At 60.7% G+C, this 18759-nt stretch carries 16 protein-coding genes; 8 read left to right on the forward strand and 8 right to left on the reverse strand.

The window, feature by feature from the left end; genetic code table 11:
- Window positions 1-6 precede the first annotated feature (6 nt).
- A complete protein-coding gene (gene hisD, locus KW840_RS08180) occupies window positions 7-1344 on the forward strand; it encodes a histidinol dehydrogenase (RefSeq protein WP_057716412.1) in 1338 nt (445 codons plus the stop codon).
- 2 nt (window positions 1345-1346) lie between these two features.
- Window positions 1347-2399: a histidinol-phosphate transaminase gene (hisC, locus tag KW840_RS08185; RefSeq protein ID WP_218494926.1), complete on the forward strand. Its 1053-nt coding sequence runs from the start codon at window positions 1347-1349 to the stop codon at window positions 2397-2399.
- 138 nt (window positions 2400-2537) lie between these two features.
- On the opposite strand, the gene KW840_RS08190 is transcribed toward hisC, so the two are convergent.
- The 3 genes from KW840_RS08190 to algW all read right to left on the reverse strand — a co-directional run bounded on the left by KW840_RS08190 (window position 2538) and on the right by algW (window position 6623).
- Window positions 2538-3257 carry a DUF4198 domain-containing protein gene (locus KW840_RS08190; RefSeq protein WP_218494927.1) on the reverse strand — a complete coding sequence of 240 codons (720 nt, stop codon included), beginning with the start codon at window positions 3255-3257 and terminating at the stop codon, window positions 2538-2540.
- A 12-nt stretch (window positions 3258-3269) separates the two neighbouring features.
- Window positions 3270-5375 carry a TonB-dependent siderophore receptor gene (locus KW840_RS08195; protein WP_218494928.1) on the reverse strand — a complete coding sequence of 702 codons (2106 nt, stop codon included), beginning with the start codon at window positions 5373-5375 and terminating at the stop codon, window positions 3270-3272.
- Window positions 5376-5462: 87 nt separating this feature from the next.
- Window positions 5463-6623, reverse strand: coding sequence for a Do family serine endopeptidase AlgW (algW, locus tag KW840_RS08200; protein ID WP_057716410.1), 1161 nt, complete (start codon window positions 6621-6623; stop codon window positions 5463-5465).
- Between the two features lie 103 nt (window positions 6624-6726).
- Here algW and KW840_RS08205 point away from each other — a divergent pair, with 103 nt between their 5' ends.
- The 3 genes from KW840_RS08205 to cysN all read left to right on the forward strand — a co-directional run bounded on the left by KW840_RS08205 (window position 6727) and on the right by cysN (window position 10558).
- Complete coding sequence (locus tag KW840_RS08205; RefSeq protein ID WP_057716409.1) at window positions 6727-7485, forward strand: Nif3-like dinuclear metal center hexameric protein; 759 nt, start codon at window positions 6727-6729, stop codon at window positions 7483-7485.
- Window positions 7486-7732: 247 nt separating this feature from the next.
- On the forward strand, window positions 7733-8650 hold the full coding sequence (gene cysD / locus KW840_RS08210; RefSeq protein WP_008046199.1) for a sulfate adenylyltransferase subunit CysD: 918 nt from the start codon (window positions 7733-7735) through the stop codon (window positions 8648-8650).
- Between the two features lie 9 nt (window positions 8651-8659).
- Window positions 8660-10558 carry a sulfate adenylyltransferase subunit CysN gene (gene cysN, locus KW840_RS08215; protein ID WP_218494929.1) on the forward strand — a complete coding sequence of 633 codons (1899 nt, stop codon included), beginning with the start codon at window positions 8660-8662 and terminating at the stop codon, window positions 10556-10558.
- Between the two features lie 183 nt (window positions 10559-10741).
- On the opposite strand, the gene KW840_RS08220 is transcribed toward cysN, so the two are convergent.
- Genes KW840_RS08220 through KW840_RS08230 form a run of 3 tightly spaced genes read right to left on the reverse strand, consistent with a single transcriptional unit; the run spans window position 10742 to window position 14134 of the window.
- Complete coding sequence (locus tag KW840_RS08220) at window positions 10742-11647, reverse strand: acyltransferase (RefSeq protein ID WP_218494930.1); 906 nt, start codon at window positions 11645-11647, stop codon at window positions 10742-10744.
- A complete protein-coding gene (gene pta / locus KW840_RS08225) occupies window positions 11648-13747 on the reverse strand; it encodes a phosphate acetyltransferase (RefSeq protein WP_218494931.1) in 2100 nt (699 codons plus the stop codon).
- A 60-nt stretch (window positions 13748-13807) separates the two neighbouring features.
- On the reverse strand, window positions 13808-14134 hold the full coding sequence (locus KW840_RS08230) for a DUF3565 domain-containing protein (RefSeq protein WP_057716672.1): 327 nt from the start codon (window positions 14132-14134) through the stop codon (window positions 13808-13810).
- Between KW840_RS08230 and KW840_RS08235 the strand changes: the two genes are divergently transcribed.
- From KW840_RS08235 to KW840_RS08245, 3 genes are all read left to right on the forward strand, one after another.
- Window positions 14103-14588, forward strand: coding sequence for a peptidylprolyl isomerase (locus KW840_RS08235; protein ID WP_007942189.1), 486 nt, complete (start codon window positions 14103-14105; stop codon window positions 14586-14588). The genes KW840_RS08230 and KW840_RS08235 overlap by 32 nt on opposite strands.
- Window positions 14589-14710: 122 nt before the next feature.
- The gene (locus tag KW840_RS08240; protein WP_056728393.1) at window positions 14711-15193 is read left to right on the forward strand and encodes a glutathione peroxidase; all 483 of its coding nucleotides are present in this window, start codon (window positions 14711-14713) and stop codon (window positions 15191-15193) included.
- A 191-nt stretch (window positions 15194-15384) separates the two neighbouring features.
- Window positions 15385-16488, forward strand: coding sequence for an NADH:flavin oxidoreductase (locus KW840_RS08245; protein WP_218494932.1), 1104 nt, complete (start codon window positions 15385-15387; stop codon window positions 16486-16488).
- 115 nt (window positions 16489-16603) lie between these two features.
- Here KW840_RS08245 and KW840_RS08250 read toward each other — a convergent pair whose 3' ends face one another.
- Entirely contained in the window at window positions 16604-17803 is a 1200-nt protein-coding gene (locus tag KW840_RS08250) for a glycosyltransferase family 1 protein (RefSeq protein WP_218494933.1), read from the reverse strand.
- Between the two features lie 36 nt (window positions 17804-17839).
- The gene (cysZ, locus tag KW840_RS08255) at window positions 17840-18592 is read right to left on the reverse strand and encodes a sulfate transporter CysZ (protein ID WP_057716404.1); all 753 of its coding nucleotides are present in this window, start codon (window positions 18590-18592) and stop codon (window positions 17840-17842) included.
- Between the last annotated feature and the right edge of the window lie 167 nt (window positions 18593-18759).

Consider the following 18759-nt stretch of genomic DNA (forward strand, 5'->3'; position numbering starts at 1 on the left):
CTCGCTATGACCGCACCGACTGCAATTCGCCGACTCAACGCTGCTGACCCGGATTTCGCGCATCATCTGGATCATCTGCTGAGCTGGGAAAGTGTGTCTGACGACTCGGTCAATCAGCGGGTGCTGGACATCATCAAGGCTGTGCGTGAGCGTGGCGACGCGGCACTGGTGGACTTTACCCGCCAGTTCGACGGCCTGGACGTGAAGTCCATGGCCGACCTGATCCTGCCGCGTGAGCGTCTGGAATTGGCACTGACGCGCATTACCGTGGCTCAGCGCGAAGCGCTGGAAGTCGCCGCCGCCCGTGTGCGCAGCTATCACGAAAAACAGAAGCAGGACTCCTGGAGCTACACCGAGGCCGACGGCACCGTGCTGGGCCAGAAAGTCACGCCGCTGGACCGTGCCGGCCTGTACGTACCCGGTGGCAAGGCGTCGTACCCGTCGTCGGTGTTGATGAACGCGATTCCGGCCAAGGTCGCCGGCGTCACCGAAGTGGTCATGGTCGTGCCGACCCCGCGCGGTGAAATCAATGAACTGGTGCTGGCCGCTGCCTGCATCGCCGGCGTCGACCGTGTGTTCACCATCGGTGGCGCTCAAGCCGTTGCCGCATTGGCTTACGGCACCGAAAGCGTGCCGAAGGTCGATAAAGTGGTCGGCCCGGGCAACATCTATGTCGCCACCGCCAAGCGCCACGTGTTTGGCCAGGTCGGAATCGACATGATCGCCGGTCCCTCCGAGATCCTGGTGGTGTGCGACGGCCAGACCGATCCGGACTGGATCGCCATGGACCTGTTCTCCCAGGCCGAGCACGACGAAGACGCCCAGGCGATTCTGGTCAGCCCCGACGCCGAATTCCTCGACAAGGTCGCCGCCAGCATCGCCAAGCTGATGCCGACCATGGAGCGCGCCGCGATCATCGAAACCTCGATCAATGGCCGTGGTGCACTGATCAAGGTGCGCGACATGGAGCAAGCCATCGAAGTGGCCAACCGCATCGCGCCGGAGCACCTCGAATTGTCCGTTGCCGATCCACAAGCCTGGCTGCCGCAGATCCGCCACGCCGGCGCGATCTTCATGGGCCGCCACACCTCTGAAGCCTTGGGCGACTACTGCGCAGGTCCCAACCACGTATTGCCGACCTCCGGCACCGCGCGTTTCTCCTCGCCGCTGGGTGTGTACGACTTCCAGAAACGCTCGTCGATCATCTTCTGTTCCGAGCAGGGCGCTTCCGAGTTGGGCAAAACCGCTTCCGTGCTGGCCCGTGGCGAATCGCTGACCGCCCACGCGCGTAGCGCCGAGTACCGCATCGTCGACGAAGACTTTCCACAAGGGCAGGGGAACTGAACATGAGTAAATTCTGGAGCCCGTTCGTCAAGAATCTGGTGCCTTACGTCCCGGGCGAGCAGCCGAAGCTGGCAAAACTGGTGAAGCTCAACACCAATGAAAATCCGTACGGTCCATCGCCCAAAGCCTTGTCCGCGATGCAAACCGAACTGAACGACAACCTGCGTCTGTACCCGGACCCGAACAGCGATCTGCTGAAGAACGCGGTCGCCAGGTACTACGGTGTGCAAAGTAATCAAGTGTTCCTCGGCAACGGTTCCGATGAAGTGCTGGCGCACATCTTCCACGGTTTGCTGCAGCACGATCAGCCGCTGTTGTTCCCGGACATCAGCTACAGCTTCTACCCGGTCTACTGCGGTTTGTACGGCATCAAGTTCGACGCGGTGCCGCTGGACGAGCAGTTCCAGATCAACCCGGCGGACTATGCCAGGCCGAACGGCGGGATCATCTTCCCCAACCCGAACGCGCCGACCGGCTGCCTGTTGGCGCTGGAAGCGGTGGAGCAGATTCTCAAGGCAAGCCCGGATTCGGTGGTGGTGGTCGACGAGGCCTACATCGACTTCGGTGGCGAGACGGCAATCACCCTGGTGGACCGTTATCCGAACCTGCTGGTGACCCAGACCCTGTCCAAGTCCCGTTCCCTGGCGGGCCTGCGGGTTGGATTGGCGGTCGGCCATCCGGACCTGATCGAGGCGCTGGAGCGGATCAAGAACAGCTTCAACTCCTATCCGCTGGATCGCATGGCGAATGTCGGCGCTGCCGCCGCGTTCGAGGATCGCGAGTATTTCGACAAGACCTGCCGGTTGGTGATCGAGAATCGCGAGAAGGTCGTTGCACAGCTGGAGGAGAAGGGTTTTGAAGTGCTGCCATCGGCGGCGAACTTCATTTTTGCCCGTCACCCCCGGCACGATGCGGCGGGGCTTGCGGCGAAGCTGCGCGAGCAAGGCGTGATCGTTCGGCACTTCAAGCAGGAGCGGATTGCCCAGTTCCTGCGGATCTCCATCGGCACGCCGGAGCAGAATCAGGCGCTGATCGACGGTTTAGGCGATCTCTAAACCATCCCCCGAACCTGTGGGAGCGAGCTTGCTCGCGATGAGGCCATAACATTCAATATTTTGTTGAATGTCACACCGACATCGTCGGAACGCCGCCCGGAGCAAGCTCGCTCCCACAGTGTTTAGTGTCGCTTTGACTTATTCGTGATGCGGCTCGCCCAGGAACGTCAGTGAACTGAACAGCCCGCGACTATTCACATCAATGCTGTCCTTCACCGGCACTTCCACCTGCGCCGAAATCACGTTCAAGCCTTCATTGCGCACCAGCACCTGCGCCCGGCCGTTTGCATCGGTTTCGGTGCTCAAGGTATTCGGTGCGTTGCGATAGTCCCCCACCAGCTTCACGCCCGCAGCGGGTTTGCCATCCAGTAACACTTGGACTGGCAGCGACTGGCCCGGCCCTACGGTCAGCGGATCGACCTCAGGCAGAATCAGCAATTTCATTTGATCCAGCTTGGGCAGCTTTGCACCCGGCTGATAGATCGCCAGGCTGTACTTGAACGTCTGCGTCGCCTCGATCGCTCCCGGCACTTTGCTGCGTCCTTCGTTGATCCATTTCTTGTCGGCGGTCTGCGACCACATCCCATTGTCGAGCGCCACCGCCATCACGGCGGGTGGTTTAAGCGGTTGCAGGCGCGCGTGATCAGGCAGGCGCTGCACCGTCACCGGAATCATTTTTCCATTGACGTCATAGGCCCAGGCACCGCTGATTTTCTGTGCCTTGAAGGTGTTGTCTTCGGCGCCGTGCCCGTAAATGACCTCGATGTTTCCACGACGTTGTTCGGTCCACAGGCCGTGGGCCGAGACCTCGGTGGCAAACAGCAAGCCGAGCAGTGCCAGGGGTTTGAGTGGGTGCATGGGGACGTCCTTTTACAGAGTGAGTGTCAGGCTGACGGTGAAATTGCGCGGCTCGCCGGGGTTGACCCAGTAGTTGCTGTAGGAGCGCTCGAAATACTTTTCGTCGAAAATGTTGTTCAGGTTCAGGCCCACCGTGATGTTGTCGCTGGTCTTGTAATGGGCCAGCAGGTCGACGGTGTGATACGCGGGTAACTCAAAGTCGCTGCCAGCTTCGCCCGAGCGATCGCCGACATAAGTGAACGCGGCGCCAAGGTCCGAGCCGCGCAGTCGACCGTCCTGGAACTCATAAACACCCAACAGGCTGCCACTGCGTTTGGCCACGCCGAGAATGCGGCTGCCGGCGGGAATGACCTTGTCGCCCTCAGTGACTTCAGCGTCGATGTAGGCGAAGGCGCCAATCACGCGAACAGCGTCGCTGACATGTCCGGTGACTTGCAGATCGATGCCCTGACTGCGTGCCTTTCCCATGGCGCGGCTGGTGTCTGTACCCGGGTCGAGGGCGAGGACGTTTTCTTTCTCGATATGGAAAGCGGCGAGGGTGCTGCTCAAACGGTCATCGAACAGCTCGCTCTTGATCCCGATTTCGTAGCCGATGCCTTCTTCCGGGTCGAAGGATTTACCGGCCGCGTCCAGGCCATTGTTCGGCTTGAACGAGGTCGAGGCGTTGGCGAACAGGCCGACTTCAGGTGTCAGTTGATAAAGCAAGCCGGCCCGTTGGGTCAGCGCGTCGTGGCTCTGAGTGCTGGTAGCGCCACGGGTGTGATCGTCGATGTGTTGCTCGAAATGTTCGAAGCGCACACCGAGCATGCCCCGCAGCTTATCGGTGAAGATGATCTGGTCCTGCAGGTTCAGTGCATGGCTTTCGACGTGTTCGAAGAAATCCGTGCCAGAGCGCGCGCCGTTGGGTTTTGGCTGGCCATAGACCGGTTGGTAGATGTCGATGGCGTAGGGGCTGCCGGCAATGGTCGTCACCCGTTCGTTCTTGCGGTAGTTCTCGTATTCGCTGCCGATCAACAGTTCGTGCTGCAAACTGCCGGTGTCGAAAAAGCCGCGCAGTTCGAGTTGGGTAATGCTGTCGTGCCAATCGTTGTCACGCTCGCGATAGCGGCGGTTGACGGTACGGCCGTCGGCATTCAGCGGGCGCGCTTCTGACGCGAAACCCCAGAGTTTGCCTTCCTTGTAATGGCTGGCCAGGCGCAGTTTCCAGCTGTCGCCGAGCTGATGTTCGAGGGCGGCCTGCAGCATGTTGTTGTGGTTGTCGATGTCTCCATCATCGGGTTCGCCGAGGAAGGTCGAACGGGAGACGCCGCTCCAGGTGTTGTTGGGGGCGACGATGCCGCGATCGAAGGTCGAGCTGTGGCGAACGAATTCGCTTTCCACCAACAGGCTCGTGTCCTGGTTCAGTTGCCAGCTGAAGGAGGGCGCGACAAATACGCGCTGGCTGTCGACGTGATCGCGGAAGCTGTGGTTGTCCTCTATGGCCAGGTTGACCCGCGACAGCACGTTGCCTTGGTCATCCAGTGGCGTGTTGACGTCCAGCGCCGTGCGATAACGATCCCAGCTGCCCGCGCTGGTGTTCAGGGTCGCGAAGGCTTCGGGCTGAGGTTTCTTGGTGACGATGTTGACTGTGCCGCCCGGATCACCTCGGCCATACAAACTGGCGGCGGGGCCTTTGAGCACCTCGATGCGCTCGATGTTCGCCACATCCGGCGTGCTTGGGTAGCCACGGTTGGCGCTGAAGCCGTCCTTGTAGAACTCCGACGTGGTGAAGCCGCGTACGCTGTATTCGTATAGCGTCAGGCCACCGAAGTTGTTCTGCTTCGAAACGCCGCCGGCAAAGTCCAGCGCGCGCTCAACGCTGGTGCTGCCCAGATCGTTGAGCACGCTGATGGGGACCACGCTGATCGATTGCGGGATGTCGCGAATGGCGGTGTCGGTTTTGGTCGCGCTGGCGGAACGGGTGGCGCGGTAGCCAGCGACAGGCCCGGTAGGGGATTCGTAGTCGGAAGTGACGCTGATGGCATCCAGTTCCAACGCTTGGGGTTCTTCGGCGAAGGCCGGTTCTCCCAACAGCCCGAGGGCAAGACTTGCCACCGAGGCCTTTATTCGAGACGACATGTTATGTTGTTCCAATTTCAAGAATTGAAACAACATAACATAACTAATGAGAATGTCTTCCATCGACCCGAAATGATCGGGTCTGGCTTATTCCTCTTCTTTTTCCTTGATCGGAGCCGGCGGCGGACGCAGGCCGACTTCAGCCATCAGCTTGAGCTCCTTGCCGTTGCGCATCACCTCGATCGCGACCTTGTCGGTCGGCTTGATCCGCGCTACCTGATTCATCGAGCGACGGCCATCACCGGCCGGTTCGCCATCGATGGCAAGAATCACATCACCCAGTTGCAGACCGGCCTTCTGTGCCGGGCCATCGCGGAAAATTCCCGCCACGACAATGCCTGGACGACCGGACAAGCCGAACGACTCGGCCAGTTCCTGGGTCAGCGGCTGCACCTCGATACCCAGCCAGCCACGAATCACCTGGCCGTGCTCGATGATCGACTTCATCACTTCCATCGCCAGCTTCACGGGGATTGCGAACCCAATGCCCTGGGAGCCCCCGGACTTGGAAAAGATCGCCGTGTTGATGCCGGTCAGGTTGCCGATGGCATCCACCAGCGCACCGCCAGAGTTGCCCGGGTTGATCGCCGCATCGGTCTGGATGAAGTCTTCGTAGTTGTTCAGGCCCAATTGATTGCGCCCGGTGGCGCTGATGATGCCCATGGTTACGGTCTGGCCGACGCCGAACGGGTTGCCGATGGCCAGCGCGACATCGCCGATGCGGATGTTGTCGGAACGCCCCACGGTGATCGCCGGCAAGTTTTTCAAGTCGATTTTCAGAACCGCGAGGTCAGTCTCCGGGTCGCTGCCGATCACTCGCGCCAGGGTTTCCCGGCCGTCCTTGAGCGCCACCACGATCTGGTCGGCACCGCTGGTCACGTGGTTGTTGGTCAGGATGTAGCCTTCCGGGCTCATGATCACGCCGGAACCGAGGCTCGACTCCATGCGTTTCTGCTTGGGCGAGTTATCGCCGAAGAAGCGACGAAACTGCGGATCTTCGAACAGCGGATGGTTGGGTTTGTTGATGACTTTGGTGGTGTACAGGTTCACCACCGATGGCGCGGCAGTGGATACCGCTTCGGCATAAGACACCGGACCCTGCTGCATGCTGGTGGTTTGCGGCGCCTGTTGCAGATTGACGTCGAGGCTCGGGAGCCCGACCCATTGCGGGTAACGCTGGATTATCAAAAGAGCGACAAGCACGCCGGCCAACAGCGGCCAGCCGGAAAAACGCAGCGCCTTGAGCATTAAGCAGTTCCTGAGAGAGTTGCAGGCGGTCTGAGACCGCTCATAATGACGCGCATTATACGAGGCCGCACGCGCCTCTGAACGGGATATTTAGGAGTCTTTTATGGCCGTCGCCCTGAGCACCCTGGTCGAAGAAGCCGACCGCTACCTCAACAGCGCCAAAATCGCCGATTATTGCCCCAACGGCCTGCAGGTCGAGGGGCGGCCACAAGTGATGCGCATTGTCAGTGGGGTCACCGCCAGCCAGGCCTTGCTCGATGCGGCCGTGGAGGCCAACGCAGACCTGGTGCTGGTGCATCATGGCTACTTCTGGAAAGGTGAAAACCCGTGCATCACCGGCATGAAGCAGCGCCGCTTGAAGACCCTGCTCAAGCACGATATCAGCCTGTTGTCCTATCACCTGCCGCTGGACCTGCACCCGGACGTCGGCAATAACGCGCAGCTCGCGCGACAGCTCGACATCACCGTCGAAGGACCGCTGGATCCGGACAACCTGAAGATTGTCGGCCTGGTCGGCTCGCTGAACGAGCCAATGATGCCCCGGGATTTCGCCCGCCGCGTCCAGGAAGTGATGGGGCGTGAGCCGCTGTTGATCGAAGGCAGCGCCATGGTACGCCGCGTCGGCTGGTGCACCGGTGGTGGCCAGGGTTACATCGATCAAGCCATTCTGGCGGGTGTCGATCTGTACCTCAGCGGCGAGGCTTCCGAGCAAACCTTCCACAGCGCCAGGGAAAACGACATCAGCTTCATCGCCGCCGGTCACCATGCGACCGAGCGCTACGGCGTTCAGGCGCTGGGGGATTATCTGGCCCGCCGGTTTGCGCTGGAGCACATCTTCATCGATTGCCCGAATCCGATCTGACGAAACGCTATCCCTGTAGGAGCGAGCCTTGCTCGCGATGTACCCGAGAACACCGCAGGGTGTCAGGCTCCCAGCGTTATCGTTGACGACCATCGCGAGCGGGCTCGCTCCTACAGGCCAAACAGGCAGGCATATTCATATGCTCTTTCGATCTAGTTGGCGTCCTGATTAGAAGGGGGCGCTGTGCTAGGATCCCCGCTCGAACACGGCCCGGTGGCCGTTCATAAGAAAGTTTTCGTGAGTAGCCATGGTCGACAAACTGACGCATCTGAAACAGCTGGAGGCGGAAAGCATCCACATCATCCGCGAGGTGGCCGCCGAGTTCGATAACCCGGTGATGCTGTACTCCATCGGTAAAGACTCCGCCGTGATGCTGCATCTGGCACGCAAGGCGTTCTTCCCGGGCAAGCTGCCGTTTCCGGTGATGCACGTCGACACTCGCTGGAAATTCAAGGAGATGTACAGCTTCCGCGACAAGATGGTCGCCGAGCTGGGCCTCGACCTGATCACCCACGTCAACCCGGACGGCGTGGCGCAGGACATCAACCCGTTCACCCACGGCAGCGCCAAGCACACCGACATCATGAAGACCGAGGGCCTCAAGCAGGCACTCGACAAGTATGGTTTCGACGCAGCATTCGGCGGCGCTCGTCGCGATGAAGAGAAATCCCGCGCCAAAGAGCGCGTGTACTCGTTCCGCGACAGCAAGCACCGCTGGGATCCGAAAAACCAGCGCCCCGAGCTGTGGAACGTCTACAACGGCAAGGTCAACAAGGGCGAGTCGATCCGCGTCTTCCCGCTGTCGAACTGGACCGAGCTGGACATCTGGCAGTACATCTACCTTGAAGGCATCCCGATCGTTCCGCTGTATTTCGCCGCCGAGCGTGAAGTCATCGAGAAGAACGGCACGCTGATCATGATCGACGACGAGCGCATCCTCGAGCATCTGAGCGACGAAGACAAAGCGCGCATCGTCAAAAAGAAAGTGCGTTTCCGTACCCTTGGTTGCTACCCGTTGACGGGCGCGGTGGAGTCCGAGGCCGAAAGCCTCACGGACATCATTCAGGAAATGCTCCTGACGCGAACTTCCGAGCGCCAGGGCCGTGTCATCGACCACGATGGCGCAGGCTCGATGGAAGACAAAAAACGTCAGGGTTATTTCTAAGGGGTTGTCATGTCGCACGCATCTGATTTGATCAGCGAGGACATCCTCGCCTACCTGGGCCAGCACGAACGTAAAGAGCTGCTGCGCTTTCTGACCTGCGGTAACGTCGACGACGGCAAGAGCACCCTGATCGGGCGCCTGCTGCACGACTCCAAGATGATCTACGAAGATCACCTGGAAGCCATTACCCGCGATTCGAAAAAAGTCGGCACCACCGGCGAAGACATCGACCTGGCGCTGCTGGTCGACGGCCTGCAGGCCGAGCGTGAACAAGGCATCACCATCGATGTCGCGTACCGCTACTTCTCCACCGCCAAGCGCAAATTCATCATCGCCGACACCCCTGGCCATGAGCAGTACACCCGCAACATGGCCACCGGTGCCTCCACCTGTGACCTGGCGATCATCCTGGTCGACGCCCGTTACGGCGTGCAGACCCAGACCCGTCGCCACAGCTTCATCGCCTCGTTGCTGGGCATCAAGCACATAGTCGTGGCCATCAACAAGATGGACCTCAAGGACTTCGACCAGGGTGTGTTCGAGTCGATCAAGGCCGACTACCTGCAGTTCGCCGAAGGCTTGAAGCTCAAGCCCACCAGCATGCACTTCGTGCCGATGTCTGCGCTGAAAGGCGACAACGTGGTGAACAAGTCCGAGCGCTCGCCGTGGTACACCGGCCAATCGCTGATGGAGATCCTCGAGACCGTGGAAGTGGCGGGCGATCGCAACTTCACCGACTTGCGTTTCCCGGTTCAGTACGTCAACCGTCCGAACCTGAACTTCCGTGGCTTCGCCGGCACCCTGGCCAGCGGCATCGTCAAGAAAGGCGACGAAGTCGTGGTCCTGCCGTCGGGCAAGAGCAGCCGCGTGAAATCCATCGTCACCTTCGAAGGTGAACTGGAGCACGCAGGTCCTGGTCAGGCTGTAACGCTGACCATGGAAGACGAAATCGATATTTCCCGTGGCGACCTGTTGGTACATGCCGACAACGTGCCGCCAGTCACCGACAGCTTCGAAGCGATGCTGGTGTGGATGGCTGAAGAGCCGATGCTGCCGGGCAAGAAGTACGACATCAAACGCGCCACCAGTTACGTGCCTGGCTCCATCGCCAGCATCGTCAACAAGGTCGACGTGAACACCCTGGAAGAAGGTCCGGCCAGTGCGTTGCAGCTGAACGAAATCGGCAAGGTCAAGATCGCGCTCGATGCGCCGATTGCCCTCGACGGTTACGACAGCAACCGCACCACCGGCGCCTTCATCATCATCGACCGCTTGACCAACGGCACCGTTGGCGCGGGCATGATCGTCGCCCAGCCTTTGGCCCATGGCACCAGTACGCACCACGGCAAACTGGCCCACGTTGCCACCGAAGAACGCGCACAGCGCTTCGGCCAGCAACCGGCCACCGTGTTGTTCAGCGGCTTGTCGGGCGCGGGCAAAAGCACCCTGGCGTATGCGGTTGAACGCAAGTTGTTCGACATGGGTCGTGCGGTGTTCGTGCTCGATGGCCAGAACCTGCGTCACGACCTGAACAAAGGTCTGCCACAGGATCGTGCCGGGCGTACCGAGAACTGGCGTCGTGCCGCGCACGTGGCGCGTCAGTTCAACGAAGCCGGCCTGCTGACCCTCGCTGCGTTCGTTGCCCCGAGTGCCGAAGGGCGTGAACAGGCCCGGGAACTGATCGGCAAGGAGCGTCTGCTGACGGTCTACGTCCAGGCTTCGCCGACGGTCTGCGCCGAGCGTGATCCGCAAGGTTTGTATGCGGCGGCCGGGGATAACATCCCGGGCGAGTCCTTCCCGTACGATGTGCCGCTGGATGCCGACCTGGTGATCGACACCCAGTCCGTGTCGCTGGAGGAAGGCGTCAAGCAAGTGCTGGGTCTGCTGCGTGAGCGTGGCGCGATCTAAGCGCTGACCGGTAAAAAGAAACCCGTCGATGAGTGATCATCGGCGGGTTTTTTTGTGTCTGGTAATCAGTCAAAACAAACACTAAACCTGTGGGAGCGAGCTTGCTCGCGATAGCGGCGGATCAGTCGACATCAATGTTGAATGTCAGTCCGAAATCGCGAGCAAGCTCGCTCCCACAGGGGATTAGTGTTTGCCTGGGAATTCGTGGTGCATCTGGTCCAGCAACGCATCCTTGTCCTGCCACAACTGATTGATCCAGCCCTGAAACTGCAGGCGGTATTCACCGTCCTGGTCGTAGTTCCTGCCGATGAACTGCGGCGGGATCTTCAGCTCTTCGAAGTGCACCACCACGTCCGCAACGTTCCCGCACAGCAAATCCCAGAAACCCGGGCGCCCGGCGGGGTAGTGGATGGTCACGTTGACCAGGGATTCAAGCTGCTCACCCATCGCATCCAGCACAAAGGCAATGCCGCCGGCCTTGGCCTTGAGCAGGTACTTGAAGGGTGACTGCTGTTGCTTGTGCTTGCCCTCGGTGAAGCGCGTGCCTTCTACGAAGTTGAAAATGCCCACCGGGTTGTCGCGGAATTTCGCACAGGTCTTGCGGGTGGTTTCCAGGTCCTTGCCTTTCTTCTCCGGGTGCTTTTCCAGATAGGCCTTGGAGTAACGCTTCATGAACGGAAAGCCCAGCGCCCACCAGGCCAGACCGATCACCGGAACCCAGATCAGCTCCTGCTTGAGAAAGAACTTCAGTGGCTGAATGCGCCGGTTTAGCACGTATTGCAGCACCAGGATGTCGACCCAGCTCTGGTGGTTGCTGGTGATCAGGTACGAATGCTGATAGTCGAGGCCTTGCAGGCCGCTGACGTGCCAGCGTGTGCGGCGCACCAGGTTCATCCAGCCTTTGTTGATGCTGATCCAGGCTTCGTGGGTATGGCTCATCAGCCAGCCCGCGAGGCGCTGGGTGAGGGCGAACGGCAATACCTTGACGAGTGCCACGCAGAACAGGAATGAGCAGAGCAGAATCGTGTTCAATGCCAACAGCAGCGAGGCGATCACGCCCCGCAGCGCAGCAGGTAAGAAATCCAGCATTTACACATCCATAGGTCGGTTGGCGGCTTGAATCGCGGTCAGGGCGATGGTGTAGACGATGTCATCGACCTGCGCGCCGCGCGGCAAATCGTTCACCGGTTTGCGCAGGCCTTGCAGCATCGGGCCGAGGCTGACGCAGTCGGCGCTGCGCTGTACGGCCTTGTGCGTGGTATTGCCGGTGTTGAGGTCGGGGAATACGTACACCGTGGCACGACCGGCCACCTGACTGTTCGGCGCCAGTTGCCGAGCCACGCTTTCGTTGGCGGCGGCGTCGTACTGCAAGGGGCCGTCAATCAGCAGCGAGTGCTGTTGTTCGTGGGCGAGCAGGGTTGCCTCGCGGACCTTCTCGACTTCTTCACCGCTGGCCGACTCACCGCTGGAGTAGCTGATCATCGCCACCCGTGGCGTGATGCCGAACGCGGCGGCCGAATCAGCGCTTTGCAGGGCGATCTCGGCCAGTTCACTGGCGCTCGGGTGCGGGTTCATCACGCAGTCGCCGTAGACCAGCACCTCTTCCGGAAACAGCATGAAGAACACCGACGACACCAGGGTGCAGCCTGGCGCGGTTTTAATCAGCTGCAGGGCCGGGCGGATGGTGTTGGCTGTGGTGTTGATCACGCCCGATACGAGGCCGTCGACTTCATCCAGGGCCAGCATCATGGTGCCGATCACCACGGTGTCTTCCAGTTGTTGCTCGGCCATCGGCGCATTGAGGCTTTTGCTTTTGCGCAGCGCGACCATCGGCTCGACATAGCGTTCGCGGATCGAGTCCGGATCAATGATTTCCAGGCCCGGTGGCAACTCGATGCCCTGGGCACGGGCGACGGCCTGCACGTCCTCGGGCTTGGCCAGCAACACACAGCGAGCGATGCCACGGGCCTGGCAGATCGCGGCAGCCTGCACGGTGAACGGCTCGCTGCCTTCGGGCAACACTATGCGTTTGTTGGCCGCCTGGGCGCGCTGGATCAGTTGATAGCGGAACACCGCTGGCGACAGGCGCATCTCCCGTGGTGTGCCGCAGCGCTGATGCAGCCAGTTGGCATCGAGGTGGCTGGCGATGAAATCGGTGATGATTTCGGCGCGCTCGCGGTCATCGATGGGGATTTCCTTGTTCAGGCCATTGAGCAGGTTGGCGGTGTCGTAGGAGCCGGTACTCACCGACAGCACCGGCAATCCGGCCTGCAGGGCACCGCGACACAGGTCCATGATGCGTGGGTCGGGCAGGGTGTCGCTGGTCAGCAGCAGGCCGGCCAGAGGCACGCCGTTCAAGGCCGCAAGGCTGACGGCGAGGATGATGTCGTCGCGGTCGCCAGGGGTCACCACCAGCACGCCGGGCTTGAGCAACTCCACGGTGTTACGCATGGTGCGGGCGCAAATGATGATCTTGGTCATGCGCCGGGTTTCGTAATCACCGGCGTTGAGCACTTGCGCGCCCATCAGGTCGGCGACGTCGCGGGTGCGCGGGGCGTTCAGTTCCGGCTGGAACGGAATGCAGCCGAGCAAGCGGAAATCACCACTGCGCAGCAACGGCGAATGCTCTTTCAGGCGCGTGGCGAAGGCCTCCATGCTTTCTTCGGTCTTGACCTTGTTGAGGATCACACCGAGGACTTTCGGGTCTTTCGGGCCGCCGAACAACTGCGCCTGCAACTCGACGCGACCGGAGAGCTCGGTCAGCACTTCGTTTTCCGGTGCCGAGACCAGGATCACCTCGGCGTCGAGGCTCTTGGCCAGGTGCAGGTTGACCCGCGCGGCATAACTGGCGCTGCGGGTCGGCACCATGCCTTCGACGATCAGCACGTCCTTGCCGATGGCAGCCTGCTGATAAAGGGTGATGATTTCTTCGAGCAACTCATCGAGCTGGCCGTCGCCGAGCATGCGCTCGACATGGGCCAGGCCCAGGGGCTGCGGCGGTTTCAAGCCGTGGGTACGCGCCACCAGTTCGGTGGAACGTTCCGGGCCCGTGTCGCCCGGATGCGGCTGGGCAATCGGTTTGAAAAAACCGACCTTGAGCCCGGCCCGCTCAAGGGTGCGTACCAGCCCTAGGCTGATGGAGGTCAGACCCACACCAAAATCGGTGGGCGCGATAAAAAAAGTTTGCATGCGGATTCTCTGAAGGAGCATGGCAAAGGTGATCATCTATATCTGACGATCTACCGAAATTCAGTCGCCAAGGTTATCGCTAACCGAGCCCTGTGCGCACCAACCGCAAGCAAAGGGCTGGCCTATTTTTTCAAGGCGTTGCACAGGGTCCATGACCCAGGCGCGGGATTGCCAGGGTGGCTGGTGCCGCAGGTGCTGGGTGTGGCCGCAGGAAAGCTCGGCCACCCAGTGTCCGTCCTCGTCCTGATGGAAGCCTGTGATCGTCGAATCCCGTCTGTCCGGGTTGTGTTCGCTTTCGGACGATTGCTTCGCTAAACTTGGCCTTTCAATTTTCCTATGCAAAAGGTCTCGCCCCATGCTGATCGCCGCCAATAAGGCTGTCTCCATCGACTATACCCTGACCAACGACGCTGGTGAGGTCATCGACAGCTCCGCCGGCGGCGCGCCGCTGGTCTACCTGCAAGGTGCAGGCAACATCATCCCGGGCCTGGAAAAGGCTCTGGAAGGCAAGGCTGTCGGCGACGAGCTGACCGTAGCCGTTGAACCGGAAGACGCTTACGGCGAATACGCCGCCGAACTGGTCAGCACCCTGAGCCGCAGCATGTTCGAAGGCGTCGACGAGCTGGAAGTGGGCATGCAGTTCCACGCTTCCGCTCCGGACGGCCAGATGCAGATCGTGACCATCCGTGATCTGGACGGCGACGACGTCACCGTTGACGGCAACCACCCGTTGGCCGGTCAGCGCCTGAATTTCCAGGTCAAGATCGTTGCCATCCGTGACGCCAGCCAGGAAGAAATCGCTCATGGTCACGTCCATGGCGAAGGTGGCCATCACCACTGATTTCTGCGCTAAGCTCAGATAACTGGAGAGGCGCCTTGTGGGCGCCTTTTTAGTCTGCGGCCGTCCCTGATGACACCGCCAAGTGGCTGTTTCGAGAAGAACACGGGAATCTGGAGTACGCCATGAGTGCTTTTCACGACCTTAAATTGACAGCCCTGGATGGACAGGAGCTACCTCTGGCGCCTTTCAAAGGCCAAGTCGTACTGGTGGTCAACGTCGCCTCCAAATGCGGCCTGACCCCGCAGTACGCGGCGCTGGAAAACCTCTATCAGCAATTCAAGGCCAAGGGCTTCAGCGTCCTGGGCTTGCCGTGCAACCAGTTTGCCGGGCAGGAACCGGGGACCGAGCAGGAAATCAAGGATTTCTGCAGCCTCAACTATGGCGTGACCTTTCCGTTGTCCAGCAAGCTGGAAGTCAACGGGCATGAACGTCATCAGTTGTATCGCCTGCTGGCGGGAGAGGGCGCGGAATTTCCCGGCGATATCACCTGGAACTTCGAGAAGTTCCTGCTGGGCAAGGACGGGCGTGTGCTGGCACGGTTCTCGCCACGCACGGCGCCGGATGATCCGACCATCGTTCACGCGATTGAAAAAGCGCTGAGCTGATATCCCCCCCTGTAGGCGCGAGCTCGCTCGCGATGGTTGTAGGAACACCGCGGGGCATCAGACCGCCAGCGTTATCGTTGACCACCATCGCGAGCAAGCTCGCTCCTACATCACCCAAATCAATAGTGCTGTTCAGTACGTGCGAACCTCCATATTATCGCCGTCATAAAGTCATTTCTGTGGAGCGTCCCATGCCCGTCAAAGCCCTGTTCAAACCGTTCCACCTCGGCACCCTCGAACTGCCGACCCGCGTCGTCATGGCGCCGATGACCCGCTCCTTTTCCCCAGGTGGCGTGCCTAATTCCAAAGTGATCGAATACTACCGTCGCCGCGCCGCAGCCGGCGTCGGCCTGATCATCACCGAAGGCACCACCGTCGGTCACAAGGCTTCCAACGGCTACCCGAACGTTCCGCATTTCTATGGCGAAGCAGCCCTGGCCGGTTGGAAGAAAGTCGTCGACGCCGTTCACGCCGAAGGCGGCAAGATCGTTCCGCAGTTGTGGCATGTGGGCAGCGTGCGCCGGATCGGCACCGAGCCGGACGCCAGCGTGCCGGGTTATGGCCCGTCGGAAAAACTGAAGGAAGGTCAGGTCGTGGTTCACGGCATGACCAAACAGGATATCCAGGACGTGATCGCCGCGTTCGCCCAGGCCGCCAGGGATGCCCAGAGCATCGGCATGGACGGCGTGGAAATCCACGGTGCCCACGGTTATCTGGTGGACCAGTTCTTCTGGGAAGGCAGCAACCAGCGCACCGACGAATACGGCGGCAGCCTGGCCAACCGTTCGCGCTTCGCCATTGAATTGGTTCAGGCCGTGCGTGCCGCGGTCGGTGAAGGTTTCCCGATCATCTTCCGTTTCTCCCAGTGGAAGCAGCAGGACTACACCGCACGTCTGGTGCAAACCCCTGAAGCCTTGGGCGAGTTCCTCAAGCCGTTGGCCGACGCGGGCGTGGACATTTTCCATTGTTCGACCCGCCGCTTCTGGGAGCCGGAGTTCGACGGTTCCGAGCTGAACCTGGCTGGCTGGACCCGCCAACTCACCGGCAAGCCGACCATCACCGTGGGCAGTGTCGGCCTGGACGGCGAGTTCCTGCAGTTCATGGTTAGCACCGACAAGGTCGCGCAGCCTGCCAGCCTGGAAAAACTGCTGGAGCGCCTGAACAACGATGAGTTCGACCTGGTGGCGGTCGGTCGTGCCTTGCTGGTGGACCCGGACTGGGCGCAGAAAGTGCGCGACGGCCGTGAAGAGGACATTCTGCCGTTCAGTCGTGAGGCGTTGATGACGCTGGTTTAAGCGGCGACCGGGAAGGCCTCATCGCGAGCAAGCTCGCTCCCACAGGGTGTGCGTTGTACACAAATCCTGTAGGAGCGAGCTTGCTCGCGATGACTGACTCAAGATCACTGAAAAATCAGAGCACAGTCGGCGCATTCGGCACCACCATCTCCCCGGCACAGGCACCGCGCAACTGTCCCTCGAACTGCTCGATAATCGTCGCCCAACCCTGGCGACTGGCATGCTGGCGCGCATTGAGCCTGACATTGCGCAAGGCTTCCCTTTCCTCCAGCAGCCATGCCGCTGCATCGCAGAACGCTTCTTCATCCCCCGGCATCGCCAATACGCCGTTGTAGCCATGACGAATATGCTGGGCCGCCGCCGCCTGGTCGTAGGCCACCACGCCGAGCCCCGAGGCAAGTGCTTCAAGCACCACATTGCCAAAGGTTTCGGTCAGGCTCGGAAACAGAAACACGTCGCCTGACGCGTAGTGACACGCCAGGGCTTCACCCCGTTGGGTGCCGCAGAAAATCGCCTCGGGCATTTCGTTTTCCAGTTCCTGGCGCTGCGGGCCATCGCCGACCACGACCAGTTTCAGCGTGCGCTGGGGATAACTCGCCTTGAGGGTATTGAAGGTGCGCTTGAGCAGGCCGAGATTCTTTTCCGGGGCCAGGCGTCCGACATGAATGACGGCGATGTCTGCCTCGGCCAGCCCCCATTGCTCGCGCAGGGCATTCAAGCGTTTGGCCGGGTGAAACAATTCGCTGTCGACCCCTCGGGACAGCAACGCCAGGCGCTCGAAATGCCGCCGCTCCAGTTCCATGCGTTGGCTGACGCTGGGCACCAGGGTCATGGTCGAGCGGTTGTGGAACCAGCGCAGGTAGTGAGTCAGCAGGCGCGTGAGCAAACCAAGCCCGTACTGGTTGGAGTACTGTTGGAAATTGGTGTGGAAACCGCTGACCACGGAAATTCCCAGTCGCCGTGCCGCACGCAACGCAGAGAGCCCCAGCGGGCCCTCGGTGGCGATGTAGAGCACATCCGGGCGGTGACGCGTCCAGCGCCGCAGCAGCTTGTGCATCGACGACTGACCCCATTGCAGGCCGGGATAGCCCGGCAGTGGCCAGCCGCGGCACAGCAGCAATTCATCGTCGCTGCCCAGTTGCTGGTCGCAGCCCTGACGCGGCCGCACCAGCTCCACTTGATGCCCGCGCGCGCGCAAACCGTCGCACAAGCGACCAAGGGTATTGGCCACGCCGTTGATTTCCGGTGGGAAGGTTTCGGTGATCAGGGTGATATGCAGAGCTGTCGTCATGACCCCAGTGTCGGCTGGGGCCATGTCGTCAGTGTGACGTCGGGATGATGGATTTGTGACTCAGCGCTGGGTCACCAGGTTTTCTGCCCCGCGCTCACGCACCCAGAACAGCGTCGCCCCGGCCACGGCAGCCGGCATCATCAGAATGTTCACCACAGGGATCAGCAGCACCAGGTACACGCTGCCGCCGAAGCTCATGCTCTGCCAGCGCTTCTCGCGCAGCCAGGCGAGCATCTCGTTCCAGCCCAGCTTGTGGTTGTCCGCCGGGTAGTCGATGTACTGGATCGCCATCATCCACACCCCGAACAACAGCCACAGCGGCGCGGCGATGATGTTCACCACCGGGATGAACGAGAGGATGAACAACCCGATCGCCCGGGGCAGAAAATAGCCAAGCTTGCGCATTTCCCGGGCCAGGGTACGCGGAATCATGGCGATCAACTCGCCCCAACTGAAGGCCGGGAAGTCGTCGGTGCCGCGTACCACCACTTCGACTTTTTCTGCGAGGAAGCCGTTGAACGGCGCGGCAATGACGTTGGCGAGCATGGTGAAGGTGAAGAACACCATCAACACCACCAGCACCACGAACAATGGCCAGAGGATGTAGCTGAGAAAACTCAGCCAGTCGGGCAGCGATGGCATCAAGGTGTCGACCCACAGGCTGAATTGATGGCTGGCCAGGTAGATCAATCCGACGAACAGCACCAGGTTGATTGCCAACGGCAACAGCACAAACAAACGCAGGCTGGGGCTCAACACCAGCTTGAGGCCTTCGCGCAGGTATTGCGGGCCGGACAGTACAGGGGCGGGCATAAGGTGCTCCGAGCAGAGGGAAAACGCGCCGACCTTACCGGCTTTGCCTTGCAGGCGAAAGCGCGGTGGCGGTATCGACATTCACTGTAACAAAGACGTCGATATCGTCGGTCAGATGCCATAGAGACCACCTATGAGCTGGATTGTTAAACCGTATTTCCTTAATC

Source organism: Pseudomonas sp. PDM30 (assembly GCF_019218985.1).
In the GTDB taxonomy this organism is placed as follows: domain Bacteria; phylum Pseudomonadota; class Gammaproteobacteria; order Pseudomonadales; family Pseudomonadaceae; genus Aquipseudomonas; species Aquipseudomonas jessenii.